The organism is Nonomuraea longicatena, assembly GCF_039525605.1.
In the GTDB taxonomy this organism is placed as follows: Bacteria; Actinomycetota; Actinomycetes; order Streptosporangiales; family Streptosporangiaceae; genus Nonomuraea; species Nonomuraea longicatena.
Map to the genome: position 1 here is coordinate 21,704 of NZ_BAAAHQ010000049.1, position 26,896 is coordinate 48,599.

Annotated in this window: 20 protein-coding genes; 18 read left to right on the top strand and 2 right to left on the bottom strand. The window is 72.7% G+C overall.

The annotated features are described in order from the left end of the window. Positions 1 to 98: 98 nt before the first annotated feature. Entirely contained in the window at positions 99 to 755 is a 657-nt protein-coding gene (locus tag ABD120_RS35375; protein WP_343954700.1) for a hypothetical protein, read from the bottom strand. Between the two features lie 188 nt (positions 756 to 943). Here ABD120_RS35375 and ABD120_RS35380 point away from each other — a divergent pair, with 188 nt between their 5' ends. The 3 genes from ABD120_RS35380 to ABD120_RS35390 all read left to right on the top strand — a co-directional run bounded on the left by ABD120_RS35380 (position 944) and on the right by ABD120_RS35390 (position 9,292). Further along, complete coding sequence (locus tag ABD120_RS35380) at positions 944 to 3,850, top strand: YbhB/YbcL family Raf kinase inhibitor-like protein (RefSeq protein WP_343954702.1); 2,907 nt, start codon at positions 944 to 946, stop codon at positions 3,848 to 3,850. Positions 3,851 to 3,962: 112 nt separating this feature from the next. Further along, positions 3,963 to 5,801 (top strand): PQQ-dependent sugar dehydrogenase, encoded by a 1,839-nt coding sequence (locus tag ABD120_RS35385; protein WP_343954703.1) that lies wholly within the window; start codon positions 3,963 to 3,965, stop codon positions 5,799 to 5,801. A gap of 116 nt (positions 5,802 to 5,917) precedes the next feature. Continuing rightward, on the top strand, positions 5,918 to 9,292 hold the full coding sequence (locus ABD120_RS35390; protein WP_343954704.1) for a phosphodiester glycosidase family protein: 3,375 nt from the start codon (positions 5,918 to 5,920) through the stop codon (positions 9,290 to 9,292). 169 nt (positions 9,293 to 9,461) lie between these two features. Here ABD120_RS35390 and ABD120_RS35395 read toward each other — a convergent pair whose 3' ends face one another. Next, a complete protein-coding gene (locus ABD120_RS35395) occupies positions 9,462 to 10,394 on the bottom strand; it encodes a helix-turn-helix transcriptional regulator (protein WP_343954705.1) in 933 nt (310 codons plus the stop codon). An 87-nt stretch (positions 10,395 to 10,481) separates the two neighbouring features. Between ABD120_RS35395 and ABD120_RS35400 the strand changes: the two genes are divergently transcribed. From ABD120_RS35400 to ABD120_RS35470, 15 genes are all read left to right on the top strand, one after another. Further along, positions 10,482 to 10,910 carry a VOC family protein gene (locus tag ABD120_RS35400; protein WP_343954706.1) on the top strand — a complete coding sequence of 143 codons (429 nt, stop codon included), beginning with the start codon at positions 10,482 to 10,484 and terminating at the stop codon, positions 10,908 to 10,910. Continuing rightward, on the top strand, positions 10,907 to 11,257 hold the full coding sequence (locus ABD120_RS35405) for a YdeI/OmpD-associated family protein (protein ID WP_343954707.1): 351 nt from the start codon (positions 10,907 to 10,909) through the stop codon (positions 11,255 to 11,257). The genes ABD120_RS35400 and ABD120_RS35405 overlap by 4 nt, the downstream gene beginning before the upstream one ends. A 117-nt stretch (positions 11,258 to 11,374) precedes the next feature. Further along, positions 11,375 to 11,650: a hypothetical protein gene (locus tag ABD120_RS35410; protein WP_343954708.1), complete on the top strand. Its 276-nt coding sequence runs from the start codon at positions 11,375 to 11,377 to the stop codon at positions 11,648 to 11,650. Between the two features lie 10 nt (positions 11,651 to 11,660). Then, positions 11,661 to 12,140 carry an RrF2 family transcriptional regulator gene (locus ABD120_RS35415; protein WP_343954709.1) on the top strand — a complete coding sequence of 160 codons (480 nt, stop codon included), beginning with the start codon at positions 11,661 to 11,663 and terminating at the stop codon, positions 12,138 to 12,140. A gap of 81 nt (positions 12,141 to 12,221) precedes the next feature. Continuing rightward, on the top strand, positions 12,222 to 13,388 hold the full coding sequence (locus ABD120_RS35420; protein WP_343954710.1) for an MFS transporter: 1,167 nt from the start codon (positions 12,222 to 12,224) through the stop codon (positions 13,386 to 13,388). Between the two features lie 214 nt (positions 13,389 to 13,602). Further along, positions 13,603 to 14,778 carry an elongation factor Tu gene (gene tuf, locus ABD120_RS35425; protein WP_343954711.1) on the top strand — a complete coding sequence of 392 codons (1,176 nt, stop codon included), beginning with the start codon at positions 13,603 to 13,605 and terminating at the stop codon, positions 14,776 to 14,778. Between the two features lie 125 nt (positions 14,779 to 14,903). Beyond that, a complete protein-coding gene (locus tag ABD120_RS35430; protein WP_343954712.1) occupies positions 14,904 to 16,754 on the top strand; it encodes a S9 family peptidase in 1,851 nt (616 codons plus the stop codon). Further along, complete coding sequence (locus tag ABD120_RS35435; protein ID WP_343954713.1) at positions 16,718 to 18,034, top strand: serine hydrolase domain-containing protein; 1,317 nt, start codon at positions 16,718 to 16,720, stop codon at positions 18,032 to 18,034. The genes ABD120_RS35430 and ABD120_RS35435 overlap by 37 nt, the downstream gene beginning before the upstream one ends. Positions 18,035 to 18,036: 2 nt before the next feature. Next, a complete protein-coding gene (locus ABD120_RS35440) occupies positions 18,037 to 19,362 on the top strand; it encodes a serine hydrolase domain-containing protein (protein WP_343954714.1) in 1,326 nt (441 codons plus the stop codon). A 7-nt stretch (positions 19,363 to 19,369) separates the two neighbouring features. After that, the gene (locus ABD120_RS35445) at positions 19,370 to 20,209 is read left to right on the top strand and encodes a serine hydrolase (protein WP_343954716.1); all 840 of its coding nucleotides are present in this window, start codon (positions 19,370 to 19,372) and stop codon (positions 20,207 to 20,209) included. Positions 20,210 to 20,238: 29 nt separating this feature from the next. Continuing rightward, positions 20,239 to 21,822: a PucR family transcriptional regulator gene (locus ABD120_RS35450; protein WP_343954717.1), complete on the top strand. Its 1,584-nt coding sequence runs from the start codon at positions 20,239 to 20,241 to the stop codon at positions 21,820 to 21,822. A 70-nt stretch (positions 21,823 to 21,892) separates the two neighbouring features. Then, complete coding sequence (locus ABD120_RS35455) at positions 21,893 to 23,467, top strand: ABC transporter substrate-binding protein (RefSeq protein ID WP_343954719.1); 1,575 nt, start codon at positions 21,893 to 21,895, stop codon at positions 23,465 to 23,467. Then, positions 23,468 to 24,394, top strand: a complete 927-nt coding sequence (locus ABD120_RS35460) for an ABC transporter permease (RefSeq protein ID WP_343954720.1) — start codon at positions 23,468 to 23,470, stop codon at positions 24,392 to 24,394. Continuing rightward, positions 24,394 to 26,193 carry a dipeptide/oligopeptide/nickel ABC transporter permease/ATP-binding protein gene (locus tag ABD120_RS35465; RefSeq protein WP_343954722.1) on the top strand — a complete coding sequence of 600 codons (1,800 nt, stop codon included), beginning with the start codon at positions 24,394 to 24,396 and terminating at the stop codon, positions 26,191 to 26,193. Before ABD120_RS35460 ends, ABD120_RS35465 begins: the two co-directional genes overlap by 1 nt. Continuing rightward, positions 26,190 to 26,876, top strand: a complete 687-nt coding sequence (locus tag ABD120_RS35470) for an ABC transporter ATP-binding protein (RefSeq protein ID WP_343954723.1) — start codon at positions 26,190 to 26,192, stop codon at positions 26,874 to 26,876. The genes ABD120_RS35465 and ABD120_RS35470 overlap by 4 nt, the downstream gene beginning before the upstream one ends. The last annotated feature ends 20 nt before the right edge of the window (positions 26,877 to 26,896 follow it).

The window sequence follows — 26,896 nt, forward strand, 5'->3', positions numbered from 1 at the left end:
TTGCTGCGTTATGCCCGATTCAGGCATAGATCTAGAAGATCCGCAACGAAGGGGAGGCTAGCCTGACCTGCGGAAAAGCGCCCCGAGCGACGCGCGCCTCACACGGCGGCGGGTGCTCGTTCGGGCACGGGAGTACGGGCCGTGAGCAGGGTGGTGTCGGCGATGGCCGTGGTCAGCAGTTCGCGCAGCAGCGTGTCGGGGTCCGGGGTGCACGCCTGCACGATGCCGACCACCGACAACTGCACCGCGTTGGGCGCGGCGTACTTCCTGAAGCCCTTCTCGCTGATCCGGGCCGCCCTGCTGAACCGGCGTGCGTGGGCGGCCGTCTTCGGCACCTGCGCCAGGGCCGCCGCAGCAGGCGGTGAGAGCTGCCCGGACGGTCGCCCGTCGAGCCGGGCCAGCATCTCCTCGGCGGCGAGCACCGACACGGCGAGGGCGAGTTGCCGCTCGGCGGCGGCCACCGGCAGCGCCGTCGTGGCCGAGCGCAGCGCGATGGTGGCGTCCACGCGCAGGTCGTCGCTGGTGAGCCCGATGATCGAGGGCACCAGCCCGAGGAGCTTGCCCCGGTTGTCATCGGAGGTGTTGTCGTTGACGAGGCGGGCGAGGGCGGCCAGCAGCGGGTGCGTGCAGGCCGGGTGATCGCTCCAGCGCTCTCCGGCCAGGTAGGAGGCCAGCTCCATGAAGCAGGCGCCGCGTTTGGGGTTGCGGTGCTTGCCCCGAGAGAGTACCGGCAGGTGGTCGAGGTGGTTGTCCACAGATGCTCCACGTTCGCCTGTAGGTCCACAGCCTGTCCGTCCAGTCTGCGCTGACGCGGCTGGATCCGCCAGTGGTGGGAGGACTTGCGCGTGGAACGTTCATGTGCTTGACACGTCTGAGGGCGAGTGCTCCTATCAATTTTGAAGTTAGGAAGTTTTCCTAACTTAGCCCCCTTAATGGAGGAGTCATGCGAGCTCTCTCCCGGGCGCGCTGGTCCGCAGGCGCGCTCGCGGCCGTGCTGGTGCTGGGCACGGTGGTCACCGGTCCCGCCCACGCGGCCCCGACCAGGTACGAAGCCGAGAACGCCACCATCGTCCAGGGCGTGGTGGAGTCCAACCACGCCGGCCACTCCGGCGCCGGCTTCGTCAACGGCGACAACGTGGCGGGCTCCTACACGGAGTTCACCGTCACCGCCGCCGCCGCAGGCCAGGCCACCATCGGCATCCGCTACGCGAACGGCACGACGATCAACCGCCCCGCCGACGTCGCCGTCAACGGCACCGTGGTCTCGCCCGCGCGCGACTTCACCGGGACCGGCGCCTGGACCACCTGGGTGACCTCCACGGTGAGCGCACCCGTCGTCGCCGGGACCAACCGCGTCCGCCTCACCGCGACCACCGCCAACGGCAACCCCAACCTCGACTTCGCGGACGTCGAGGTGGCCGCCCCCAGCAGCGACCTGCAGGCCGAGGACGCCACCGTCGTCCAGGGCGCGGTCGAGTCCAACCACGCGGGCTTCACCGGCACCGGGTTCGTCAACCTGGACAACGTGGTGGGCTCGTACGTCGAGTTCACGATCAACGCGCCCACCGCGGGCAATTACGAGGTGCGCTTCAGGTACGCCAATGGCACCACGGTGGACCGCCCGATGGACATCTCGGTCAACGGCGGCACCCCCGCAGGCGTGAACTTCCCGAGCACCACCGTGTGGACGGGCTGGACGGAGAAGGCGGTGACCGTACCGCTCATCGCCGGGTCCAACAAGCTGCGCGCCACGTCCTCGACCGCCAGCGGCGGGCCCAACCTCGACCGCATCAGCACCGCCGTCCCGGCCGACCCCGAGCCGCCGACGGCACCGGGCAACCTGCGGGTCGTGGGCGAGGTGCGGCCGAACGCCGTGGACCTGGCCTGGGACGCCTCGACCGACAACGTCGGCGTGTCCAGCTACGTGATCTACAACGGCGGCAACGTCCTCAAGACCGTCGGCGGCAACCAGACCACCGCGACGGTCACCGGCCTGACGCCCAACACCGGGTACGTGCTGAGCGTGCTCGCCACGGACGCGGCCGGGAACTCCTCGCCGACCAGCGGGAACGTGCCGATCACCACGCCGCCGAGCGACGACGCCCAGGCGCCGACGGTGCCCGTGGGCGTGCGCTCCACCTCGGCCGGATCCACCAGCGTCACGCTGGTCTGGGACGCCTCGGCCGACAACGTCGAGGTCACCGGTTACCACGTCTACCGCGACGGCACCCGCTTCGCGACCGTCCCCGACACCACCGCGACGGCGACCGGCCTGACCCAGAACACCGAGTACTCCTTCCAGGTCGAGGCGTTCGACGCCAACGGCAACGTCTCCGCCAGGAGTGCGGCGCTGCGGGTGCGCACCTCGACGCAGGCGATCGGCGGCGACCCGATCTTCGAGCGCAACATCACCCAGCTCGACCTGCCGTGGGGCATCGCCTTCCTTCCCGACGGCAACGCGCTGGTGGCCGAACGCGACCGCTTCGAGATCGTCAAGGTGAGCCCGACCGGCCAGAAGACCGTCGTCGGCAAGATCACCGAAGCGGTCGGCACCGTCGGCGAGGGCGGCCTGCTGGGCCTCGCGCTGTCGCCGAACTTCGCCACCGACCGTTACGTCTACGCCTACCACACGGCCTCAGGCGACAACCGCGTCGTCCGTTTCACCTTCCAGAACGACGCGATCGGCCCGCGCGAGCCGATCGTCACCGGCATCTCCAAGGCCAAGTTCCACAACGGCGGCCGGATCAAGTTCGGCCCGGACGGCATGCTCTACATCACCACCGGCGACGCCCAGACCAGCAGCAGGGCACAGGATCTGGGCTCGCTGAACGGCAAGATCCTGCGCGTCACGCCCACCGGCGCAGGCGCCCCCGGCAATCCGTTCGCCACCGCCCCGCGCGTCTACAGCCTCGGCCACCGCAACCCGCAGGGCATCGCCTGGGACTCCCAGGGCAGGCTGTGGTCCGCCGAGTTCGGCGACGGCACCTGGGACGAACTCAACCTCATCGAGCGCGGCAAGAACTACGGCTGGCCCACCTGCGAGGGTCAGTGCGGCGACTCGCGCTACGTGAACCCGGTACGCCAGTGGAGCGTCTCCTCCGCCTCGCCGAGCGGCCTGGAGATCGTCAACGACTGGATCTACATGGCGGCGGTGCGCGGCGCGCGCCTGTGGGTCATGAAGATCAACGGCAGCACGACCGACACCCCGCGCGCCTTCTTCAACGGAGACTGGGGCCGCCTGCGCACCGTGGCGAAGACCCCGGACGGCGGCCTGTGGCTGACCGCCACCGACAACGACAAGAACGGGGGCACGCCGGCCACGATCGACAACGAGATCGTCAAGCTGCGCTTCGCCGGCCCGCCGATGACGCTGACCAGCACCGCCTTCGCCGACAACGGCACCATCCCGGCCAGGTTCACCTGCACGCAGGACGGGGTGTCAGGCAACGACATCTCACCGCAGCTCGCCTGGAGCAACGTCCCCCAGGGCACCCAGAGCCTCGCGATGACCTTCATCGACACCGCCAACGGCGGCAAGCACTGGGCCGTCTGGGACATCCCCGCCACCAGGACCTCGCTGCCCGAGGGCCTCGGGCTCGGCTTCAACGTGCCGAACCAGTCGCCCGCCAAGCAGAAGGCGATGGGCTCGGGGAACAAGGCGCTGCAGTACTTCGGGCCCTGCCCCGGCGGCTCGACGCACAAGTACGAGTTCACGCTGTACGCCCTGGGCACGGCGACGCTGCCGGGTGTGACCTCCTCCTCGACGGTCGCCCAGGTCGAGACCGCGATCCTGGCCAATGACCTGGCCTCGACGAAGCTGGCGGGCAACTCCAACGCCGCCACCCGCTGACCCGCACCACCTGAGGGGGAGTCCCGGCACCAAGGGGCTCCCCCTATTCATCGGATGACTCATCGGAGATAGTGCGAGAACAGATCCAACCTTTAGCTGGAGGAAGGTTCCCATGCACAGAAGGACGCTGGCCACGCTCCTGGTGGCCGGCCTGCTGGCCGTACTGGTCTTACCCGGCCAGAGCGGGGCGGCGGCCGCGATCGTCTACGAGGCGGAGAACGCCGTCATCGTCAGCGGGGCGGTCGAGAGCAACCACGCCGGCTACTCGGGCACCGGCTTCGTCAACAGCGACAACGTCGCCGGAGCCGCGGTGGAGTTCGCCGTGCGGCAGCCGGCGGCGGGCACCGCCGTCCTGGCCTTCAGGTACGCCAACGGCACCCCGGGCGCCCGTCCCGCCACGCTCACGATCAACGGCACCACCCACTCCACGATCTCCTTCGCGACCACCGGAGCCTGGACGACCTGGGCCAACACCACCGTCTCCGCGCCGCTGAACGCCGGGGCCAACCAGGTCCGCCTCACCGCCACCACCGCGGACGGCCTGCCCAACCTCGACGCCCTCACCGAGGGCGCCGACGGTGGCGGCGGCACCCCCGGCGGGCCCGTCGCCGACCCTATCCCGGAGAACCCGATCCAGTCCGCCCTCGGTCTGGTTCTCACCGAGATCGCCCAGTTCCCCCGGTCGGAGCCGGTCCCGAGCCCCACGGACTCGCGGCTGCGCCGCCACGCCCGGATCAACCACCTCAGCCAGATCGCCGACGGTCGCCGCTTCGTGCCCGACCTGAACGGCCGGCTGTACGTGCTCCCGGTGGCGGGCGGCGCGCCCGCCACCTACCTCGACGTGCGCGCCGCCGTCGGCTCGAACTTCTTCTCCGGGCGCGGTCTCGGCAGCGGCTTCGGCTTCGTCGCCTTCCACCCCGACTTCGCCGCCAACGGCCGCTTCTACACCGTGCACAGCGAGGCGTTCCAGGCGCTGAGCGGCCAGCGCGCCGACTGGACCCAGTCGAGCGCCGCCGTCCAGAGCGTCGTCACCGAGTGGACGGCGGCCGACCCGGCGGCGCCGACGTTCGCCGGCACCCGCAGGCAGGTGCTGCGGCTCGGTTTCGGCACCACGATCCACGCGATCCAGCAGATCGACTTCAACCCCAACGCCGCCCCTGGCAGCCCGGACCACGGGCTGTTGTACATCGCGGTCGGCGACGGCGGCCGGGGTACCAGCAGCACCGTGGCCCGGCAGCGCGACCAGCCGTTCGGCAAGATCCTGCGGATCGACCCGCGCGGGACCGACAGCGCCAACGGCCGCTACGGCATCCCGGCCGCGAACCCGTTCACCGGGCAGGCGGGCACGCTGGGCGAGATCTACGCGCTCGGCCTGCGCGACCCGCACCGCTTCAGCTGGGACCGGGGCGGCACCGGCCGCATGTTCCTCGGCCACATCGGCGAGCACGACATCGAGGCCGTCTACGACATACGGGCGGGGGATGATTTCGGGTGGAGCGAGCGCGAGGGCGCCTTCGTCTTCAACCGCTCAGAACCCTGCTACCTGTACGGTCTGCCCGCCGACGACGCCCGCCACGGCTACACCTACCCGGTCGCCGCCTACGACCACAACGGCCCGCCCGGCTGCACCGGCGACCTCGGCCGGGCCATCGCGGGCGGGTTCGTCTACCGGGGCGGCGCCCTGCCCGCGCTGCGCGGAAAGTATGTTTTCGGCGACCTGGTCCAGGGCTGGATCTTCGCCACCGAGGAACCGGAGATGACGCGCGGCGGCACGGACCTGGCGCCGCTGTACCAGCTCAAGGTCCACACCTCGGCCGGTTCCCTGACGACCATGCGGGACCTGGCCGGCAGCACCCGGGTGGACCTGCGCTTCGGCACCGATCGCGCGGGCGAGCTCTACATCCTGTCCAAGGCCAACGGCAAGATCTGGAAGGTCACCGGCACCCGCTGACCCGGCGGCCCGGGCGTGGGGGAGTGCCCCGTACCCGGGCCGATCCCGGATGAAATTTTCTTACAGTTCACCCTCAAGTCTTGAAAGTTATATCCGCGAGCGATTGAGTTCGGGACGTGATCCCCCTCAAGATTGCGACCGCCGCGGCACTGGTGTTAACCGCGGTGGCCGACCCCCGGCCTCCGGTCGAGGACGCACCCCCCGCCTCCTCCTACCCCCCGCCCTCCACCCTCCTCGCCGCCCCCGCCCCCAAGCACCTGGAGACGGACCGGCAGAGCCGGCCGGTCGCCCCCGGCATCACGCTCACCTCCTTCGACCGCTACGACGCCGCCGGCTGGCTGCGCGCCGACGCGCTGTCCGCCGACCTCGGCGGCGGCGCGGAGGCGGGCTACCTGAACTCCGGCGAGGTCAGCAAGACCGAGCCGCTGTCCGGCCCGGCCGGGCGCGCCCGCGCGGTCGCCGCGGTCAACGGCGACTTCTTCGACATCAACCGCTCCGGGGCCGCCCTCGGCATCGGCGTGCGCGACGGCGCCCTCGTCCAGTCCCCGACCAGCGGCTGGAACCAGGCGGTCGCGATCACCGGCGACGGCGTCGGCCGCGTGCTCAAGATGCATTTCGAGGGCACCGCCACTCCGCAGGGCGCCGCTTCGATCGCGCTCACCCAGTTCAACCAGCTCGTCCAGGCCGACGGCGTCGGCCTGTTCACCCCGTTGTGGGGCTCCTACCCGCGCGCCCGCGCCGTCGAGGGCGCCGCCAAGGTGACCGAGGTCGTCCTGACCGGCGGCGCCGTCACCGAGGTCCGCGACACGGCGGGCAGCGGCCCCATCCCCGCCGGCACCACGATCCTGCTCGGCCGCGACGCCGGAGCCGCCGCGCTGGCCGCGCTCAAGCCGGGCGACCGCGTCGAGGTCGCCTACCGGCCCAAGCCGTCGGACGGCGGCGAGGTGAAGACCGCCATCGGCGGCAACCACGTGCTCGTCAAGGACGGCGCCGCGCAGCCGTCCTCGGACCCGGCCGCCCACCCGCGCACCGCCGTCGGCTTCTCCGCCGACGGCCGCAAGATGTACCTCCTCACCGTGGACGGCCGCCAGGCCGACAGCCGGGGCGTCACCCTCAGCGAACTGGCCGCCCTGATGGTCGAACTCGGCGCGCACAACGCGCTCAACCTCGACGGCGGCGGCTCCTCCACCCTGCTCGCCCGCGAGCCCGGCTCGGCCGAGCCGCAGGTGGAGAACAGCCCGTCCGACGGCGGCGAACGCCCGGTCCCCAACGGCCTGGCGCTGTACGCCCCCGAGGGCAGCGGCAGGCTCAAGGGCTTCTGGCTGGAGACCGCGACCGACCCCAGGCGGGCGCCCGGCGCCGCCCCCGTCGCCGGTGGCCGCCCCGACCGCGTCTTCCCCGGGCTCTCGCGGCGGCTCAGCGCCGCCGGACACGACGAGACGTACGGCCCGGCCGAGGGCACCCCGTCGTGGCGGGCCAACCCGGCCGTGCACGGCACCGTGGACCGCAAGGGCGTCTTCCACGCCCTCGTGCCCGGCCAGACCACCGTCACCGCCTCGCGCGGCGGCGCCAAGGGCACGCTCGGGCTGACCGTGCTGCAGCCGCTCACCCGGCTCGGAGCCACCACCGACCGCGTCGGCCTGGCCACGGCCGAGGCCACCGGCGCGTTCGGCGTCGTCGGCTACGACCGCAACGGCAACTCGGCCCCGATCGAGCCCGCCGACCTGGAACTCGACTACGACCGGGCGATGTTCGAGGTCACGCCCACCGCGCAGGGCGCGTTCACGGTCAAGGCCAAGCAGGACAAGGGCTCCGGCCTGATCACCGTGAGGACCGGCAGAACCGAGGTCGCCGTGCCGGTGACCGTGGGTATGGACGAGCAGGCCGTCGCCGACTTCGAGAACGCCGCCTCCTGGACCTTCGCCGCCGCCCGCGCCACCGGCTCCCTGTCGGCCGCGCCCGGCCAGAGCGGTGGCGGGCTGAAGCTGTCCTACGACTTCACCCAGTCGACCGCCACCCGTGCCGCCTACGCCAGCCCGCCCGGCCAGCTCGTCGTGCCGGGGCAGCCGCAGGCGTTCGGCCTGTGGATCCACTCGACGGGCAAGGGCGAGTGGCCGTCGCTGGAGTTCTACGACGGCCTGGGGCAGTCGCAGATCCTGCGCGGGCCGTACCTCACCTGGACCGGATGGAAGTACGTCGAGTTCACCGTCCCCGCCGGGGTGAGCTACCCGCTGCGGCTGCGGCGCTTCTACGTGGCCGAGACCAGGTCGGACGCCAAGTACACGGGCGAGATCGCCATCGACGGGCTCGTGGCGAAGGTGCCGCCCGCCGTCCAGTCGCCGCCGGCGGCCAAGACCGCGGACCCGGTCGTCCAGCCGTCCGTGGACGGCATGCCGTGGCGGTTCGCGGTGATGTCGGACGCGCAGTTCGTGGCCCGCGACCCGGACAGCGACATCGTCCGCAACACGCGCCGGACGCTGCGCGAGATCAAGGCGGCCGGGCCGGACTTCCTGCTGATCAACGGGGATCTCGTGGACGAGGCGTCGCCGGAGGACTTCGCGCTGGCGAAACGGATCCTGGATGAAGAGCTCGGCGGAACGGTGAAATATCACTACATCCCGGGTAATCATGAGGTGATGGGCGGCAAGATCGACAACTTCCGGGCCGTCTTCGGGGACACCTACGGCAGTTTCGACCACAAGGGCACCCGGTTCGTCACCCTCGACACCTCCCGCCTCAACCTGCGCGGCGGCGGCTTCGACCAGGTCGCCATGCTGCGCGCCCAGCTCGACGCGGCCGCCCGGGACGAGGCCGTCGGCTCGGTCGCGGTCCTGTTCCACGTGCCGCCGCGCGACCCCACGCCGGGCAAGGGCAGCCAGCTCGGCGACCGCAAGGAGGCCGCGCTGGTCGAGCGGTGGCTGGCCGACTTCCAGCGCACCACGGGCAAGGGCGCCGCCTACATCGGCGCGCACGTCGGCACCTTCCACGCCTCGCGGGTGGACGCGGTGCCATACTTCATCAACGGGAACGCGGGCAAGAACCCGGCGACCGCCCCGGACGACGGCGGCTTCACCGGCTGGTCGCTGTGGGGCGTCGACCCCGTCAGCGAGCGGGAGGCCGCGCACGTGCGGCGCAACTGGTTCGTCGACGCGCCCGCCTGGCTCGCCACGCAGACCCGGCCGCACGTGGACGCCCTGACCCTGACCGCGCCCGCCACCGTCGCCGTCGGCACGCCGGGCAAGGTGAGCGCCACCCTCACCCAGGGAACCCGCCAGGTGCCCGTCGCCCACCCGGTCTCGGCACGATGGAGTGGCTCGCCCGGCCTGCACCTCGGCGCCCGCTCCGGGGCCAAGCCATGGCACACCGCCGTCCTCGACCCGGCGACCGGCGAGCTGACCGCCCTGCGCAAGGGCCAGATCGTGGTCGCCGTCGAGGTCGCCGGAGTCCGGAAGGAGGCCACGGTCACCCTCGCCGCCCGCGCGGCCGCCTGACCCCGCCTTCGGCCCGCGCGCCTTCCCCCGCGCGGGCCGATGGTCCGTCGGCGGAGCCCTTCGCGGGGATGACGGACGCCGTTTCCATGAGGCGGCGGCCCTCTCGACGGGATGACGGGATGACGTATGCCGCCTCCCGTGGGGGCTGCGGTGCGGTGCCCGCGCGGGGTCAGGGGCCGGTGTAGCGCTCGGTGAGTTCCCGGCCGATCCTGGCGAGTTCGGCGCGGACGGTCTCCGGCGCGACCACCTCCACCATGGCGCCCCACCCGGCCAGTTGCTCGGCTATCGAACGCGGCATGTGGGCGGACACCCGGACGCGGACCCGGCCGTCGTCCTCGGGGCCGACGGGTTCGCAGTGCCGTCCGAAATGAGTGCGCAGCACCGGCAGGTACCTGCCCTCGATCAGCACCTCCGCCGTGACGAGCGAGCGCAGCCGCTCCATGTCCGCCACGACCCGCGCCCACTCCGAGGGCAGGTCGAAGTCGTCGGGGCGTTCGGCGGGCAGCCCGGTGACCTCGGCCTCGGTGATCCGGTCGACCCGGAAGGTGCGCCTGCCGTCGGGCGTGCCCGCGATCAGGTACCAGAGGCCGTCCTTGTCCGCCAGGCCCAGCGGATCGACCAGTCGTTCCTTGCCTCCGTAGGCCAGCCGTACCTTGGACCGGCGCACCACGGCGGTCTGCAGCGGTTCGACCAGCGCGGGCCGCTCGCGCCCCTGCTCACCCCAGCCCGAGGGGTCGGACACGACCGCCCGCGCGGCGGCGTCGGCGTCGGCCCGGAAGGTGGCGGGCAGCGCCCGCACCAGCTTGCGCAGCGCGGAGGTCAGCTCGGGCGTGGCGGCGCTGGCCGGGCCGAGCAGCAGGAACAGGGCCCGGGACTCGGCCGCGTTGAGCCCGCTCAGGTCGGTACGGGCCCCGCCCACGAGTGACCAGCCGCCGCCGCGTCCCGGCTGCGGATAGACCGGGATCCCGGCGGTCGACAGGGCCTCCAGGTCGCGGCGGGCGGTGGCCACGGAGATCTCCAGCTCTTCGGCCAGCTCGGACGCGGTCACCCGCCCACGGGCCTGGAGCAGCAGGAGGGTGGCGACGAGACGATCAGCGCGCATGTCCCCATCTTTTCTGAAAAAGTGCTCATTCGGTGAGCACTTTACCGTGGATTATCGAACCAACGCCTGCGAGAAAGGGAAACGCACATGTTGCGAGGACTCACCACCACCAGCTTCTACGCCTCCGACTTCGACGCCGCGAGGGCCTGGTACACCGAGCTGTTCGGGATCCCGCCGTACATGGACACCCCGGGGTACATGGAGTGGCGGATCGGCGACTACCGGCACGAGTTCGGCATCATCAACAGCGCATACGCCGGTAGCGAGATGGCCAAGGTGCCCTCGCCCGACACGATCGGCGGGCCTGCGGGGGCCGTGGTCTTCTGGCACGTCGACGACGTACAGGCTGTGCTGGACAAGCTCCTGACGATGGGGGCGAAGGAACTGGACGCGCCGCGCGACCGGGGTACCGGCTTCATCACCGCCACCGTCACCGACCCCTGGGGCAACGTGCTGGGCTTCATGTACAACCCGCACTACCTGGAGGTCCTCGCCTCGCTGAAGGACCAGCCGTGATCGTTCTCGCCGACGCCGCCGCCTGGCGGAACTGGCTGGCCGACCACCACGCCTCCACGGAGGAGGCGTGGGTGGTCCTGGCCAAGAAGGGCACGACGGAGCCGACCAGCCTCACCTACGAGCAGGCCGTCGAAGAGGCGCTGTGCTTCGGGTGGATCGACGGCCTCACCCGCCGCCGCGACGGCGCGACCTACCTCCAGCGCTACACCCCGCGCCGCCCTCGTAGCACCTGGTCGGCGAGCAACGTCGCCCGTGTCGAACGCCTCCGGGCGGGCGGCCGCATGCGGGCCGCCGGGCTGGCCGAGGTCGAACGCGCCCAGGCCGACGGCCGCTGGACGACCTCGTAGCGGCCCTCTGCCATGATCGTGCCAGCCGATCGAGGGTGTGATGTGGGTGTATTTCGTCTATCGCTGCTGGTACGAAGGGCCGCTCGGCAAGCTGGCCAGCGGCCGGGCACGTGCGACGTGCGCGCCTTCGTGATCCACCCGGACCGTCGGGGCAGGCACCACGGCGTGCGGACGGCGCTGCGGCTCTGGCACGAACTACGCGCCGAGGGCATCGACACGGTGGTCTTCACGATGCCGCGCGGGAGAGGGGGCCGGGCGTTGGTGCGCGGCCTCGGGCTGACCGGCGACGAGCGGCCGGGCAGCCGGATCGAGGTGCCGCTCACGCGGCTGCGGGGCGACCGGAGCTACCCGTGGATGAAGCGGAACATGACGGAACTCAAAGGGGACGGGTAATATCCCCTTTATGCGGATGGGTGAAGGGGTCGAATGGGGCCTGCACTGCTGCCTGGCACTGGCGTGGCTGGAGGATGAGGCTCCGGTGCCGACCGGGCGGCTGGCGGGGCTGTTCGAGCTGCCGCCGGTCTACCTGAAGAAGCAGCTCCAGGCGCTGGTCAGGGCGGGCATCCTTCAGTCCGTGCCAGGGGTCCGTGGCGGGTTCCGGCTGGCCAGGGCGCCTGCCGAGATCACCCTCATGGACGTCGTCGCGGCGGTCGAGGGGCCGAGCGAGGCGTTCCGGTGCGCGGAGATCCGGCAGAAGGGGGCGGGCGCCGAGGCTTCGGCGCGGGAGTTCGCCCGTCCGTGCGGTGTGGCGACCGCCATGCGCAGGGCCGAGCTCGCCTGGCGCCGTGAGCTGGCCGGCCAGACCCTCGCCGACCTGCTCGCGGAGGCTCCGCCCGGCGCCCCCGGCCGCATCCGCCGCCACTACGAACGCCACGGCGCCTGAGGCGCCACCGCGACGAGCGGGCGCGCTGTCTCCGCTCGACCTGAGTATGCCGAGTGTCGCCGAAGTGCGAGGAGAAACGGGATGTCAAATGTCCCGATTGTTGTCAGGGGCGGATCACTGCCGACGGCGGTCCTGGCCCTCGGGACCTTCGCCGTCGGAACCGACGCGTTCGTCGTCGCCGGGTTCCTGCCCGCGATGGCGGAGTCCCTGGGTGTCGGCGAGAGCGTCGCCGGGTGGTCGGTCACCGTGTTCGCGGTGGCCTACGCCGTGCTGGCGCCCGTCCTCGCCACCATGACGGCGCGGCTGCCCCGGCGCACCCTGCTGGTCGCGGCGCTGGCGGTGCTCACACTCGCCAACCTCGGCTCGGCGCTGGCCCCGACCTTCCCCCTCCTGCTGGCCACCCGGGTGGTGGCCGCCGCAGGGGCGGCGGCGTTCACGCCCAACGCGGGCGCGGTCGCCGCCGCCCTCGCGACCCCCGAAGCGCGGGGCCGCGCGCTGGCCACCGTGATCGGCGGGCTGTCCGTCGCCACGGCCGTCGGGGTGCCGCTCGGCGGGCTGATCGGTGAGTGGCTCGGCTGGCGGGCCGCGCTCGTGCTGGTCGCGCTCGCCTGCCTGGCGGTCGGCGCGGGCGTGCTCGCGAGTCTGCCGGACCTGCCCGGCGGGCCGAGGGTGCCGCTGCGGCAACGGCTCGGCGTGTTGCGCCGACCCGCCGTCCGGGCGGTGCTGCCGCTGTCGGTGCTGGGCATGGCGGCCGGATACACCGTGTACGCGTACAGCGTCCCCGCGCTGCAGGCCGTCGGCGTGGCCGATCCGGCCCCGATGCTCTTCGGGTACGGCCTCGGCGCCGTCGCCGGGAGCCTGACCGCCGGGTACGCCACGGACCGGTGGGGCGCCACCCGCGTCCTCCTGACCGGATATGTCGTGATGGCGGCCAGTCTGGGGCTGCTGGGGGTGATGGCCGCCACCGGGTCGGCCTCGCCGGTGGCCGTCGCCGTCCTGGTGGCGGGCTGGGGGGCGAGCAGCTGGTGCCAGACCCCGCCGCAGCAGCACCGCCTCATCGCGGCCGCCCCGGAGGAGGCGTCGCTGGTGGTCTCCCTGAACTCGTCGGCGATCTACGCGGGGATCGGCGCCGGGACGCTGGCCGGCGGCCTGACCCTCATCTGCGGGCCCGCGCCGACGTACGGCACCGGCGCCGCACTCGCCGTCGCGGCCCTGGCCCTCGCCCTGCTCACCCGCAGGAGGGAATAACCGATTGTCCCGCGACGCTGTGATGCGGCACTATGACGCTCATGTTCCTGCACGCTCAGCCGATCACGCCCGCCGCCGCGGGCGTCTTCGAGCGTGCCTGCGACGGCCTGGAGCGCTGACCCCTTCCCGTATGTCCTGATGTGACCCGGCGGGGAGGGGTGGAAGACCCCTCGGCGGGTCACTCACTCACCAGGACGTCCCAAGGGAAGGAATCATGGCCAAGCAGGCGTACGTCCGCAACAAGCCCCACCTCAACATCGGCACGATGGGGCACGTCGACCACGGGAAGACCACGCTGACCGCGGCGATCACCAAGGTGCTCGCCGAGCGCGGCGGGGCGACGTACACGCCGTTCGAGCGGATCGACCGCACCCCCGAGGAGGCGCGGCGCGGCATCACGATCAACATCTCGCACGTCGAGTACGAAACCGCCACCCGCCACTACGCGCACGTGGACATGCCCGGCCACGCCGATTACGTCAAGAACATGATCACCGGTGCGGCGCAGCTCGACGGCGCCATCCTCGTGGTCTCCGCGCAGGACGGCATCATGCCGCAGACCCGCGAGCACGTCCTGCTCGCCCGGCGGGTCGGGGTCGAGCACCTGGTCGTCGCGCTCAACAAGGCCGACGGCGCCGACCCCGAGCTCGCCGACCTGGTCGAGCTGGAGCTGTCGGAGCTGCTGGCCGAGCACGGCTACCCCGACGTGCCGATGGTCAGGGTCTCCGGGCTGAGGGCGCTCGAAGGCGACCCGCAGTGGACCGCCTCCGTGGTGGCGCTGCTGCAGGCGGTCGACGACCACGTCCCGGTCCCGGTCCGTTACGTGGACGCGCCGTTCCTGCTCCCGGTGGAGAACGTGATCACGGTCACCGGCCGGGGCACGGTCGTCACCGGGGCGATCGAGCGGGGCGTCGTGCGCGTCGGCGACACCGTGGACGTCGTCGGCTTCGGCGACACCTACAGCGCGGTCGTCACCGGCGTGGAGACGTTCGGCAAGACGATGGAGCGGGGCGAGGCCGGAGACAACGCGGCCGTCCTGCTGCGCGGCGTGCGCCGCGAGCAGGTGCGTCGCGGCATGGTGCTGGCCGCCCCCGGCAGCCAGCGGGCCAGCGGCTCGTTCACCGCCCGCGTCTACCTGCTCACCCCCGAGGAAGGCGGACGGCGCAAGCCGATCGCCGACGGCTACCGGCCGCAGTTCTACCTGCGCACGACCGACGTCCCGGGCCGCATCGACCTGGCCGGGCCCGCCCGTCCGGGCGACACGGTCGAGGTCGCCGTGCAGCTCGGCCGGGAGGTGGCGGTGGAGGCCGGTCTCGGCTTCGCCATCCGCGAAGGCGGCCTCACCGTCGGCGCGGGCACGGTCACCGAGGTCCCCGAGGTCACTGACTGACGGCCGCCGCCGAGGCGTCACACCGATCGCCCGCCTGGGCGATTGGTGTGACGCACAACACGACCGGGCGGGCTTCGGGCGCCAGCACGAAGCCCGCCCGGCCGATGTTCGCCTAGCGTTCGCGCATGCCTCGTCTCACCCTGGACGACCTCTACCGCCTGCGACTACCCTCCGACCCACGGCTCCGCCCGGACGGCACCTCCGTCGCCTACACGCTGACCAGGGCCGACAGAGAGACCGACGAGAACCTCGACGAGATCTGGCTCGCCGCCCCGGGCCAGGAACCGCGCCGTCTGGCGACCGGCTCCCTCCCTCGCTGGTCGCCGGACGGCCGGACCCTCGCCTACGTCCGCGCCGTGGACGGCAGGCCGCAGATCCACCTGCTCCCTATGGACGGCGGCGAGCCCCGCACGCTGACCGCCGCCCCGCTCGGCGCCGGAGCCCCCGTCTGGTCCCCGGACGGCACCCGCATCGCCTTCGCGGGCCCGTACCTGCCCCATCCGCTCGACCCGGCCGCCCCGATCGTCGCCGACCGGCTCGACTACAAGGCCGACGGCCCGGGGCCGCTGCGCGGCATCACCACCCAGGTGTTCGTGGTGGACGCCGCTTCGGGCGAGACGACGGCGCTGACCGGCGGCGACCTCCACGCCTCCGCCCCCGCCTGGTCCCCGGACGGCGGGCGCCTGGCCTTCACCGCGTCCATGGAGGCCGACCGCGACCTCGCCCCGTCCGGCTCCGTCTACGAGGTGGACGCGGACGGTGGCGAGCCCAAGCGGCTGACCGGCGGCGACGTGCTGTTCCTCGCGGTGTGGCAGGTGGGCGGGCGGCTGGTCGCCGCCGGGATGTCCACCGGCGCCACCGGGCACACCCGCCTGTACGCCGTCGGCCCGGACGGGCACGAGGAACTGCGCACCGGCCTGGACCGCAACGTGATGACCGGAGGCCCGGGCTACCCGGGCGCGCCGCCCCGGGCGTACGGGGACGGGCTGCTGTTCTGCGCCCGCGACCGGGGCCGCACCCACCTCTACCGGTTCGGCCCGGACGGCACCGCCAAACTGGTCGGCGGCGGCACCGAGGAGGTCTCGGTCTCCGGCGTGTCCACCGCGCCCGGCCACTACGCCTACGTGGCGGCGACGCCGTACAGCCCGGGGGAGGTCTTCCTGGACGGCGCCCGGCTGACCGCGCACATGCCCGCCGGGCTGGACCTGCCCGCTCCGCAGACCCGCGTCTTCACCGCCCCAGACGGCACCGAGGTCGAGGGTTTCCTCCTGCGGGGCGGCAGCGGCCCGGGGCCGCTGCTGCTCGACATCCACGGCGGCCCGCACAACGCCTGGGCCCCCGTCTTCGACGGCGTCCACCTCTACCACCACGTGCTGGCCGCGCGAGGCTGGACGGTCCTCACCCTCAACCCGCGCGCCAGCGACGGCTACGGCGAGGACTTCTACACCGCGACGCGCGGCGCCTGGGGCTTGGCCGACGAGCAGGACTTCCTGACCGCCGTCGACGAACTCGTCGCCGACGGCACCGCGGACCCCGACCGGCTGGCCGTGACCGGCTACAGCTACGGCGGCTACATGACCTGCTGGCTGACCTCGCGCACCGGCAGGTTCAGGGCGGCGATCCCCGGCGGCTGCGTGAGCGACCTGACCAGCCTGTCCGGCACCTCGGACGCCGGGCTGCTGCTCAAGACCTACGAGTACCCGGGCGACACGGCCGCGCAGTCGCCGTACACCCGGGTCGGCGAGGTCACCACCCCCACCCTCCTCCTGCACGGCGACGCGGACGAACGCTGCCCGGTCGGCCAGGCCGAGCAGTGGTTCGCGGCGCTGCGCGAACGGGAGGTGCCCGTCAGGCTGGTGCGCTACCCGGGCGGCTCCCACCTGTTCATCGTCTCCGGGCGGCCCTCACACCGGTACGACTACAACGAGAGGATCATCGCGTGGCTGGAGCAATGGGTCAGCGGCTCGCCGAGCTGATCGAGCGGTACGAGGTGCCGGGGGCCGCGCTGGCCTACCTGCACGACGGCCGGGTCCACGAGTACGCCGCTGGGGTCCTGCACACGGGCACCGGCGTGGCGGCCACCACGGACTCGCTCTTCCAGATCGGCTCGGTCACGAAGGTGTGGACGGCCACGATGCTGGTCCAGCTCGCTGAGCGCGGCCTGCTGACCCTGGACACGCCCGTCGCGGAACTGCTGCCCGAGTTCCGGGTGGCGGACACGGAGGTCACGAAGACGGTGACGGTCCGCCACCTGCTGTCGCACACCAGCGGCATCGACGGCGACCTGTTCCTCGACACCGGCAGGGGCGACGACTGCGTCGAGAAGTACGTCGAGGCGTGCGCGGGCCTGGCGCAGAACCACCCGCTGGGCGCCACCCAGTCGTACTGCAACTCGGGCTTCACCGTCGCCGGGCGCATCGTGGAGCGGCTGACCGGCAAGGTCTGGGACGCCGCGCTGCGCGAACTGGTCGTCGAGCCGCTGGGCCTGACGCACACGGTGACGCTGCCCGAGGAGGCATTGCGCTTCCGCGCCGCCATGGGACACCTCGACGGCGGCGCCCCCGCGCCGGTGTGGGGGCTGATGCGCTCGGCCGGTCCTGCCGGGCTCATCTGCGCCCGCCCCGCCGACGTGGTGGCCTTCGCCCGCGCCCACCTGGAGGGCGGCCTGCTGAAGGATCCGCGGGTCATGTGGGAGGAGCAGGTCGCGATCCCGAACCCGTACACGCTCGGCTCCCACTGGGGAGTCGGCTGGATCCTCGGCACGTGGAGCGGCCGCAAGGTCATCTCGCACGGCGGCAACACGATCGGCCAGCACGCCATGCTGTGGGCCGTGCCCGACACCGGGACGGTCGTGTGCGTCACCGCGAACGGCGGCCACAGCGGCGCCTTCACACATGCCGTCGCCACCGAGTTGTTCGGCGAGCTCGACGGCCTGGAGGTGCCGCCGTCGCTGGGCCCGCCGCCGACCCCGGTGGAGGTGGACGCCACGCCGTACCTGGGCGTCTACCAGCGGGCGGGCGCCAGGCAGACCGTCGGACGGGCACCGGACGGCACGCTGACCCTGCGGATCGAGGCGCTCGGCGCCCTCGCCGAGCTCCAGGAGCCGCAGGAGTTCGCGCTGGTCGCCGTGGACGAGACCACCTTCGTCGGCCGCCGTCACGGTGACCCGGCATGGACCTCCGTCGTCTTCTTCACCCTGGCCGACGGCACCCCCTACATGCACGCGGGCGCTCGCGCCACGCCGAAGGTGAGCTGAACATGGACCTGCGGGAACGCCTCGACGCGGCCGCCTCCGCGCACGGGATCCCGGGCGCGGCGATCGCCGTGTGGGCGGGCGGCGAACTCCACGAGGCCGCCACCGGCGTCGTCAACGTGAACACCGGCGTCGAGACCACCCCCGACAGCCTCTTCCAGGTCGGCTCCACGACCAAGGTGTGGACGGCCGCACTGGTCATGCAACTCGTCGGAGAGGGCAGGATCGGGCTCGACGACCCGGTCCGCGCCCACCTGCCCGACTTCGGGCTGGGCTACGACGCGGCCGTCACCGTGCGGCAGCTTCTGGCGCACACCGGCGGCTTCGACGGCGACCTGTTCGAGGACACCGGACGGGGCGACGACTGCCTCGACCGGTACCTCTCCTTCCTGGGCGGCGCGGGCCGGGTGCACGAGCCGGGCGCGCTGTTCTCCTACTGCAACTCCGGCTACGTCGTGCTCGGCGCCCTGGTGGCCCGGCTGCGCGGCACCACCTGGGAGCAGGCCGTCCGCGAACACCTGATGGACCCGCTGGGCGTCACCCACGCCGCGCTGCTGGCCGAGGAGGCGGTGCTGTTCCGCACCTCCGCCGGGCACCTCGGCCCCGACCTGGCCGTCTACCCGAAGTGGCAGATGCCGCGCTCCAACGCCCCCGCCGGGTCCACGCTGTGCCTGGCGCCGCGCGAACTGGTGCGCTTCGGCCGCATGCTCCTCGACGGCGGCCGCGCCCAGGACGGCACCCGCGTGCTGCCCGAGTCCGCCGTGGCCGCCATGCGCACCGAGCAGACCGCGGTGCCGACCGCCCCCGGGCTGCTGGCCAACGCGTGGGGGCTCGGCCTGGAGCTGTTCGACTGGGGCGCCTACGGCCACGACGGCGGCACCCCGGGCCAGAGCACCATGTGGCGCATCGTGCCCGGCCACGACGTGGTCGTCGCGATCAGCGGCAACGGCGGCGCCTTCCTCGGGCTCGTCGAGGACCTGGTGCTGCCGCTCCTGCGCGAGACGACCGGCCTGCCCGTCCCCGGCCTGCCCGAGCCGCCCGCCCCGCGCACCCGCGTGGACGCCGGTCCGTACGCCGGGACCTACCGGGTGCCCGCGATGTCGATCGAGGTCGCCGCCTCCGCCGACGGCGGCCTCTCGGTGACGACCCGGCCGGAGGACTTCCTGCGGGAGGCGGGCGCCACCGAGACCACCGTCCTCTACACCCACCTGGAGCGCGACCACTTCGTCACCGTCGAGAAGGAGGGCGGCGCCCACTCCACGCTCACCTTCGTCATGCAGGACGGCGTGGCCGCCTACCTGCACAACAGCCGGGCGGTGCCCCGTGTTTGACATCCCCGTGCTTGACATCTTCGACAGCGCGGGCGCGCGCGGCTTCGTGCACGCCCGCGAAGTGGACGGCGAGGGCGAAGTGAGCTTCGACGGCGACGAGCCCGTCGTCCTCGCCTCGGTGTTCAAGATCCCGATCATGCTGGAGTACGCGCTGCAGGCGGCGGCGGGCGAGATCGACAGGACCGAGCGCCTGAGCGTCACCTCGGCCGACAAGGACGGCGGCATCGGCACCTCGGGCTGCGCGGACGACGTCTCGCTCACCCTGCGCGACCTGGCCCACTTCATGATGACGATGAGCGACAACGCCGCCACGGACGTGCTGCTGCGCAAGGTCGGCCTCGACCGGGTGCACGCCACCCTGGCCCGCCTCGGGCTCGGCCGTACGCGCCTGGTCGGCGGCTGCGCCGAACTGTTCGACCAGGTCAGGCAGGAGCTGGGCGACATCGACCTGGAAGCCCTCACCGGCGCGCAGATCAGCGGGCTGGCCGTGCGCGACCCGGAGCGCACCACCTCCGGCACCCCGCGCGAGATCACCACGTTGCTGACCCGGATCTGGCGCGACGAGGCGGGCCCCGCCGAGGCGTGCGCGGAGGTCCGCGCGGTCATGGGCAGGCAGGTGTGGCCGCACCGGCTGGCCTCGGGCTTCGGCGACGAGGTGAAGGTCTCCGGCAAGACCGGCACCCTGTGGGGGGTGCGCAACGAGGCCGGAGTCGTCGAGTACCCCGACGGGGCACGCTACGCCGTCGGCGTCTTCCTGCGCACCGCCCATCTGGGGCTGCGCCACCCGGCAGCCGACGCGGCCATCGGAAGGGCGGCCAGGGCGGCGGTCGACAGGCTGCGCGCCTGATGTCGATGGACGTCGCATATGGTGAGCGGATGAACGACCGTCCGCTCGCCAGCGTGGGGCGGATCCTGCAGGACCTCGGCACCACCGTCATGGACGTGGCCGCCTCGCCCGGCGACCTCGGCACCGAGGTGAGCGGCGTGCACATATACGACCCCCTCGACGAGCTCCTGGTCCCGCCGGGCGCGATCGTGCTGGCCGTCGGCGTCCACACCGCCGCCGAGATCGGGCGGCTGCTGCGCTCGGCGCGGGAGGCGGCGGCGATCGTGGTCAAGGTGCCGGTGGAGATCGACGAGCACGTACGGGCCACCGTCCTCGAAACCGGCGTCGCCGTGCTCGGCCTGACCAGGGCCGCCTCGTGGGCGCAGGTGGCGGCGCTGCTGCGCTCGCTGCTGGCCGAAGGCGGTATCGAGGAGCCCGGCGAGGGCCCGCAGGGCGACCTGTTCGCGCTGGCCAACGCCGTGTGCGCGCTGCTGGACGCGCCGGTCACGATCGAGGACCGCTCCACCCGGGTACTGGCCTTCTCCGGCAGGCAGGAGGAGGCCGACGCCGGGCGTGTGGAGACCGTCCTCGGCCGCCGGGTTCCGGAGCGCTTTCAGCGCATGCTCGACGACCTCGGCTTCTTCAAACGGCTCTACCAGAGCCGCGACCCCGTCTACCTGGAGTTGGGCGACGGCAACATCAACCGGGTAGCCGTCGCCGTGCGCTCCGGCGACGAGATCCTCGGCTCGATCTGGGTGGCGGTGCGCGAACCGCTCAGCGAGCAGCGTCAGCGCGCCCTCGCGGACGCCGCCAAGATCGTCGCCTTGCAGTTGCTGCGCGAACGCGCCGGGGCCGACACCCAGCGGCGGCTGCGGGCCGACCTGCTGTCCACCGTCCTCGCGGGCGGCAGCGACGCCGCGGAGGCGGCGGGCCGGCTCGGCGTCGCCACCACCCGGCTGTGCGTGCTGGCCGCCCAGCTCACCGGGCAGCCCGACGACGACCCCGCCAGGGGCGAGAGCGACAGGCAGCGTTTCTGCGACGCCTTCGCGCTGCACGTCGGCGCCATCCACCCGAAGGCCGCCGCCGCGCTCGTCGGCTCGGTCGCCTACGCGGTGCTGCCGCTGACGGCGGGCGGCGACGAGGAGGAGCGCGCGGTCCGGGTGGCGCAGAGCTTCCTGGCCAGGATCGGGCCCAGGCACCCGGCCAACGTCGGCGTCGGGCGCCTCGCGGCCCACCTCGGCGAGGTGGCGCGCTCGCGCGCCGACGCCGACCGGGCGCTGCGCGTCCTGCGCTCGCGTTCGGCCTCCGGGCAGGCCGCGGGCTACCCGGACGTCCACTTCGAGTCGCTGCTCATGCAGGTCGCCGACGTGGTCACCGCGGAGGAGCAGGCACCGACCGGGCCGTACCACAAGCTGCTCGCCTACGACGCCGAACACGGCAGCGACCTGGTCGCCACCCTGGGTGCCTACCTGGACGCCTTCGGCGACGTGAACCTCGCCTGCGCGCGGGTGCACGTGCACGCCAACACCTTCCGCTACCGGCTCAAGCGGCTGCTGGAGATCAGCGGGCTGGACCTGTCCGACCCGGACGCCCGGCTCACCGTGATGCTGCAGATGCGCATCTTCGGCCCCTAGGACGAGCCTGTCCGCACATTTCGTGTAATGACACGAAGAACCGGCGGCGCCTTGCCGGGAGTGTTCGTCCATGAAGAAAGCAGCGGTGCTCGCCGCGCTCGCCCTGGCCGCCGCCGCTTGCGGCGGCTCGGACACGCGGACCCCCTCGGGCAGTCCTGTCACCGGCGGCACGTTCACCCACGCCCTCGGCGCCGACCCGGGCGTCCTCGACCCCGCGACCGGCGTGCTCACGGCCACCAACCTGGTGCTCTCGGTCGCCTACGAGTCGCTCGTCACCGTGGACGCGAACGGGGCCATCGCACCCTGGCTGGCCGAGAAGTGGGAGGTCCGGCCCGACGCGGTGACCTTCACCCTCCGCAAGGACGTCACCTGCTCGGACGGTTCCGAACTCACCCCGGCCGACGTGGCGGCGAACGTCAACCACATCACCGACCCGGCCACCAAGTCGCCGGTCAACGGCGTGCTCGTCCCGGCCGGGATGAAGGCCACCGCCGACGACGCCGCCGGGACCGTGACCTTCACGACGCCCAAGCCGTTCTCCTTCATCCTGGAGAGCGCCCGCTCGATCTTCATCGTCTGCGGCAAGGGCGTCAAGGACCGGGCCTCCATCGCCCGCGCCACCTCGGGCACCGGGCCGTACACGCTGACCGAGGCCGTGCCGGGCGACCACTACACCTTCGCCGTCCGGCGGGAGCACGCCTGGGGGCCCGGCGGCGCCACCGCGAAGGACCTGCCGGACAAGGTGGTGCTCAAGGTCGTCCCGAACGAGCAGACCGCCGCGAACATGCTGGTGGCGGGCACGATCAACGGCGCCGTCTTCTACGGAGCGGACCGCGTCCGGATGGAGCAGACCCCCGGCGTCACCGCGACCAAGCTGCCGAACGGCCAGGCCCAGTTCTTCTACCACCAGGGCGACGACCGGCCGACCAAGGACCCAGCCCTGCGCAAGGCGCTCACCCAGGCCGTCAACCTCAAGGAACTCGGCGGCATCGTCACCGGCAACACCGGCGGCCCGGCCACCGGCATGGTCACCGAGCCCCGGCCGTGCAAGGGCGACAGCGTCGCCGGGCACGTCCCCGCCTTCGACCTCGCCGCCGCCACGGCCGCGCTCGACGCCGCAGGATGGAAGCCGGGCGCCGACGGCGTCCGGACGAAGGACGGCAAGCGCCTCAAACTGCGCTACCTGTACGTCACCACCCGGGGCGCCGGCGTCCAGGCCGGGGCCGAGTACCTGGCCGCCGCCTGGAAGAAGGCGGGCGTCGAGATCGAGCTGAAGGGCGTCCTCGACACCAAGCTGGCCGAGTCGCTCAACGCCACCCAGGACTGGGACGTCGTCTACCTGCCGATCGGCGTCAACCTGCCCTCGCAGCTCATCGGCTTCCTGAGCGGCCCCGCCGCGCCCAAGGGCGGCAACTTCGCCCACCTGTCCAACACCGCGTACACGGACCTGGTGACCGAGGCCATGCGCACACCGGGCCCGGACGGCTGCGCGCGCTGGCTGCAGGCGGAGTCCGCGCTGTTCGACAATGCCGACCTGGTCCCGGTCGCCGACATGACCGTGCTCCAGGCCGCCAAGGGCGCCACCTACGACATGAGCATGGGGCTGCTCAACCCCAGCACCTTCCGGCTCACCCAGGGAGGCTGAGTGCTGCGGCATCTGGTGCGGTTCGTCCTGTCGCTGGCCGCGCTGCTGGTGGCCTCGTTCGCGATGATCCACCTCATCCCCGGCGACCCGGTGCGGGCCGCGCTGGGCCCGGCCGCGCCCGTCGAACTCGTCGCGGCCCGGACGGCGGCGCTCGGCCTGGACCGGCCCGTGCTGGAGCAGTTCCTCGTCTACACCGGCAACCTGCTCACCGGCGACCTCGGCACCTCCTTCCTCACCGGCGAGCCCGTGTCCGAGGTCATCGCCACGCGGCTGCCGAACACGCTCACGCTGGCGGTCCTCGCCACCGTGGTCGCGCTGCTGGCGGCCGTGCCCATCGGCATGTGGGCGGCGATCCGCACCGAGAACGGGCGCGGCCGGGGCACCGAGGCCGCGTTCGGCTCGATCACCGGCACCGCCGTCGCCGTGCCCGAGTTCCTCTACTCGATCGCCCTCGTCACCGTCTTCGCCATCGGGCTCGGCATGTTCCCGCCCGCCGGCAAGGCGGGACCGGAGTCGTTCGTGCTGCCGATCGTGGCCCTCGCCGTCGGCCCGATCGCCACCATCGCCCGCATCTCCCGCGTGGAGACGCTGCGCGAGCTCGGCACCGACTACGTGCGCCTGGCCAAGGCGAAACGGTTGCCCGCCACCCGCCTGTACCTCAGGCACGTGCTGCCCAACACCCTCACCGCCACCCTCACGATGGGCGGCCTGCTCCTGACCGCGCTGATCGCCAGCAGCGTGCTCGTCGAGTACGTCTTCGCCTGGCCCGGCCTCGGCCTGAAGATCGTCGAATCGATCACCCAGAAGGACTACCCGGTGGCCCAGGGCGTGATCCTCGTGTACGGGGCCATCGTCCTGCTCGTGAACTTCGTCGTGGACGTCGTGCTCGGCCTGCTCGACCCGACCTCCGCGATCAAGGAGACCTGATGCCGCGCACCCCCTCCGCGATCGTCTCCGCCGTCCTCGTCGCGCTCATGGTCGTGCTGGCGCTCATCGGCCCGCCGCTGTGGGGCGAGGCGGCCGAGCGCATCGACGCCGCCGCGATCATGCAGGGATCCTCGCCAGGGCACCTGCTCGGCACCGACAACCTCGGCCGCGACCTGCTGGCCCGGGTGCTCGTGGCCGGACGCTACTCCCTGCTGCTCGCCCTCGCCGCCACGGCCGTCGGCGCCGGGATCGGCATCGTGCTCGGCGCGCTGCCGTCCGTGCTGCCCCGCCGGGGGGCGCGCCTGGTCACCGGCCTGGTCAACGCACTGGTGGCCTTCCCCGGGCTGCTGCTGGCCATGTTCACCGCCGTGGTCACCGGGATGGGGGCGCGCGGCGCCGTCCTCGGCATCGGGGTGGCCATCGCGCCCGGCTTCGCCCGCCTGACCCAGACGCTGGCCGCCTCCGTCGCCGGGGCCGACTACGTCAAGGCGGCCCGGATGCTCGGCGTGTCCCGGCCGAGGATCCTGTCGCGGCACGTGCTGCCCAACATCGCCGAGCCGCTCATCCTCCACCTGACCCAGGCACTCGGCGGCGCCCTGCTCGGGCTGGCCGGAATGTCGTTCCTCGGACTGGGCGTGCAGCCGCCCGACTACGACTGGGGACGGCTGCTGTTCGACGGCTTCGCCCGCATCTACCTCACGCCCGAGGTCGCGATCGGGCCCGCGCTGGCCGTCGCGCTCGCGGGCATCGGCTTCAACCTGCTCGGGGACACGCTGGCCCGCCGTGCGGCGCGCACCGCCGCACCCGGCGCGCCCGTGGCCCCGCCGCCCGCCGCCGAGGCGTCCGAGCCGGTGGAGGGGGCGGTCCTGGAGGTGCGCGACCTCACGGTTGCCTTCCCCGGCGGGGTCACACCGGTGCGCGGGGTGTCGCTGACGGTACGGCCCGGCGAGATCGTCGGGCTGGTGGGGGAGTCGGGCAGCGGCAAGAGCCTGACGGCGGCGGCGATCGGGGGGCTGGTGCCGTACCCGGGGACGGTGGGGTACGCCGGTCTCCGGCTGGGCGGCCGCGACATCGCCGAAATGTCGCGGAAAGAGGTGGGAACCGGGCTCGCCATGGTCTTCCAGGACCCCATGGCCTCACTCAACCCCGCGCTGCGCGTCGGCGGCCAGCTCGCCGAGGTCGCCCGCGTCCACCAGGGCGCCGGCCGGAAGGAGGCCCGCCGCCGTGCGGTCGACCGTCTCGGACACGTCCACCTGCCCGAACCCGAGAAGCAGGCCGGGCGGCACCCGCACGAACTGTCCGGCGGCATGCGCCAGCGGGCCGTCATCGCCATGGGCCTCATGGGCACCCCCCAGCTGATCGTCGCCGACGAGCCCACGACCGCGCTCGACGTCACCGTGCAGCGGCAGATCCTGCGGCTGCTGCGCGAGGTCGTCGACGACAGCGGCGCCGCCGCGCTGTTCATCTCCCACGACATCGCCGTCGTCAGCGAACTGTGCGACCGCGTCGTCGTCATGTACGCCGGGCGGGTGGTCGAGGAACTGCCCGTCGAGAGGCTGGCCGACGGGGCGGTCCATCCGTACACGCGGGCGCTGGTCGCCTCGCTGCCGGACATGGAGACCGACCGGTCGCTGCCGCTGGCCAGCATCCCCGGCACCCAGCCCGCGCCCGCGGACGTCGGACCCGGCTGCGCGTTCGCGCCCCGCTGCGCGCTCGCGACCGCCGGATGCGCGCAGGAACGACCCCCGCTCACCCCCTACGGCAAGGCGCACGAGGTCGCCTGCTGGGAGGCACCGTGAACATCTCTCGCCTGAGTGTGCGCTTCGGCGCCTTCACCGCCGTGGACGAGGTCTCCCTGGAGATCGGGCCCGGCCGGATCGTCGGGCTGGTCGGGGAGTCCGGGTCGGGCAAGTCGTCCCTCGCCAAGGCGGTCAGCGGGCTGGTGCCGTACACGGGGAGCGTCACCGGGGCGGGACGGGTGCAGATGGTCTTCCAGGACCCGTACGCCTCGCTCGACCCGCGCATGCGGATCGGGGAGTCGGTCGCGGAAGGGCTGCCCCGGATGCCGAAGCGGGAGCGGGCGGGGGAGGTGGCGCGGCTGCTCGAACTCGTCGCGCTGCCGGCCGAGCTGGCCGGGCGCTATCCGCGCGAGCTGTCGGGCGGGATGCGGCAGCGGGTGGCCATCGCCCGCGCGCTCGGGGCCTCGCCCGGGCTGCTGGTGGCCGACGAGATCACCAGCGCGCTGGACGTGTCGGTGCAGGGGGCGGTGCTCAACCTGGTCCGCTCGCTGCGGGACACGCTGGGGCTGTCGATGCTGTTCATCTCGCACAATCTGGCCGTGGTCAGGTACGTGTGCGACACGGTGGCGGTCATGAACAAGGGGCGGCTGGTCGAGCACGGCCCGACGGAGGAGGTCGTCGCGGACCCGCGTGATCCGTACACGCGGACGCTGCTGGCCTCCGTCCCGCGCCTCGTCCGCTGAGGGCGCGCAGTCCGTCCCCC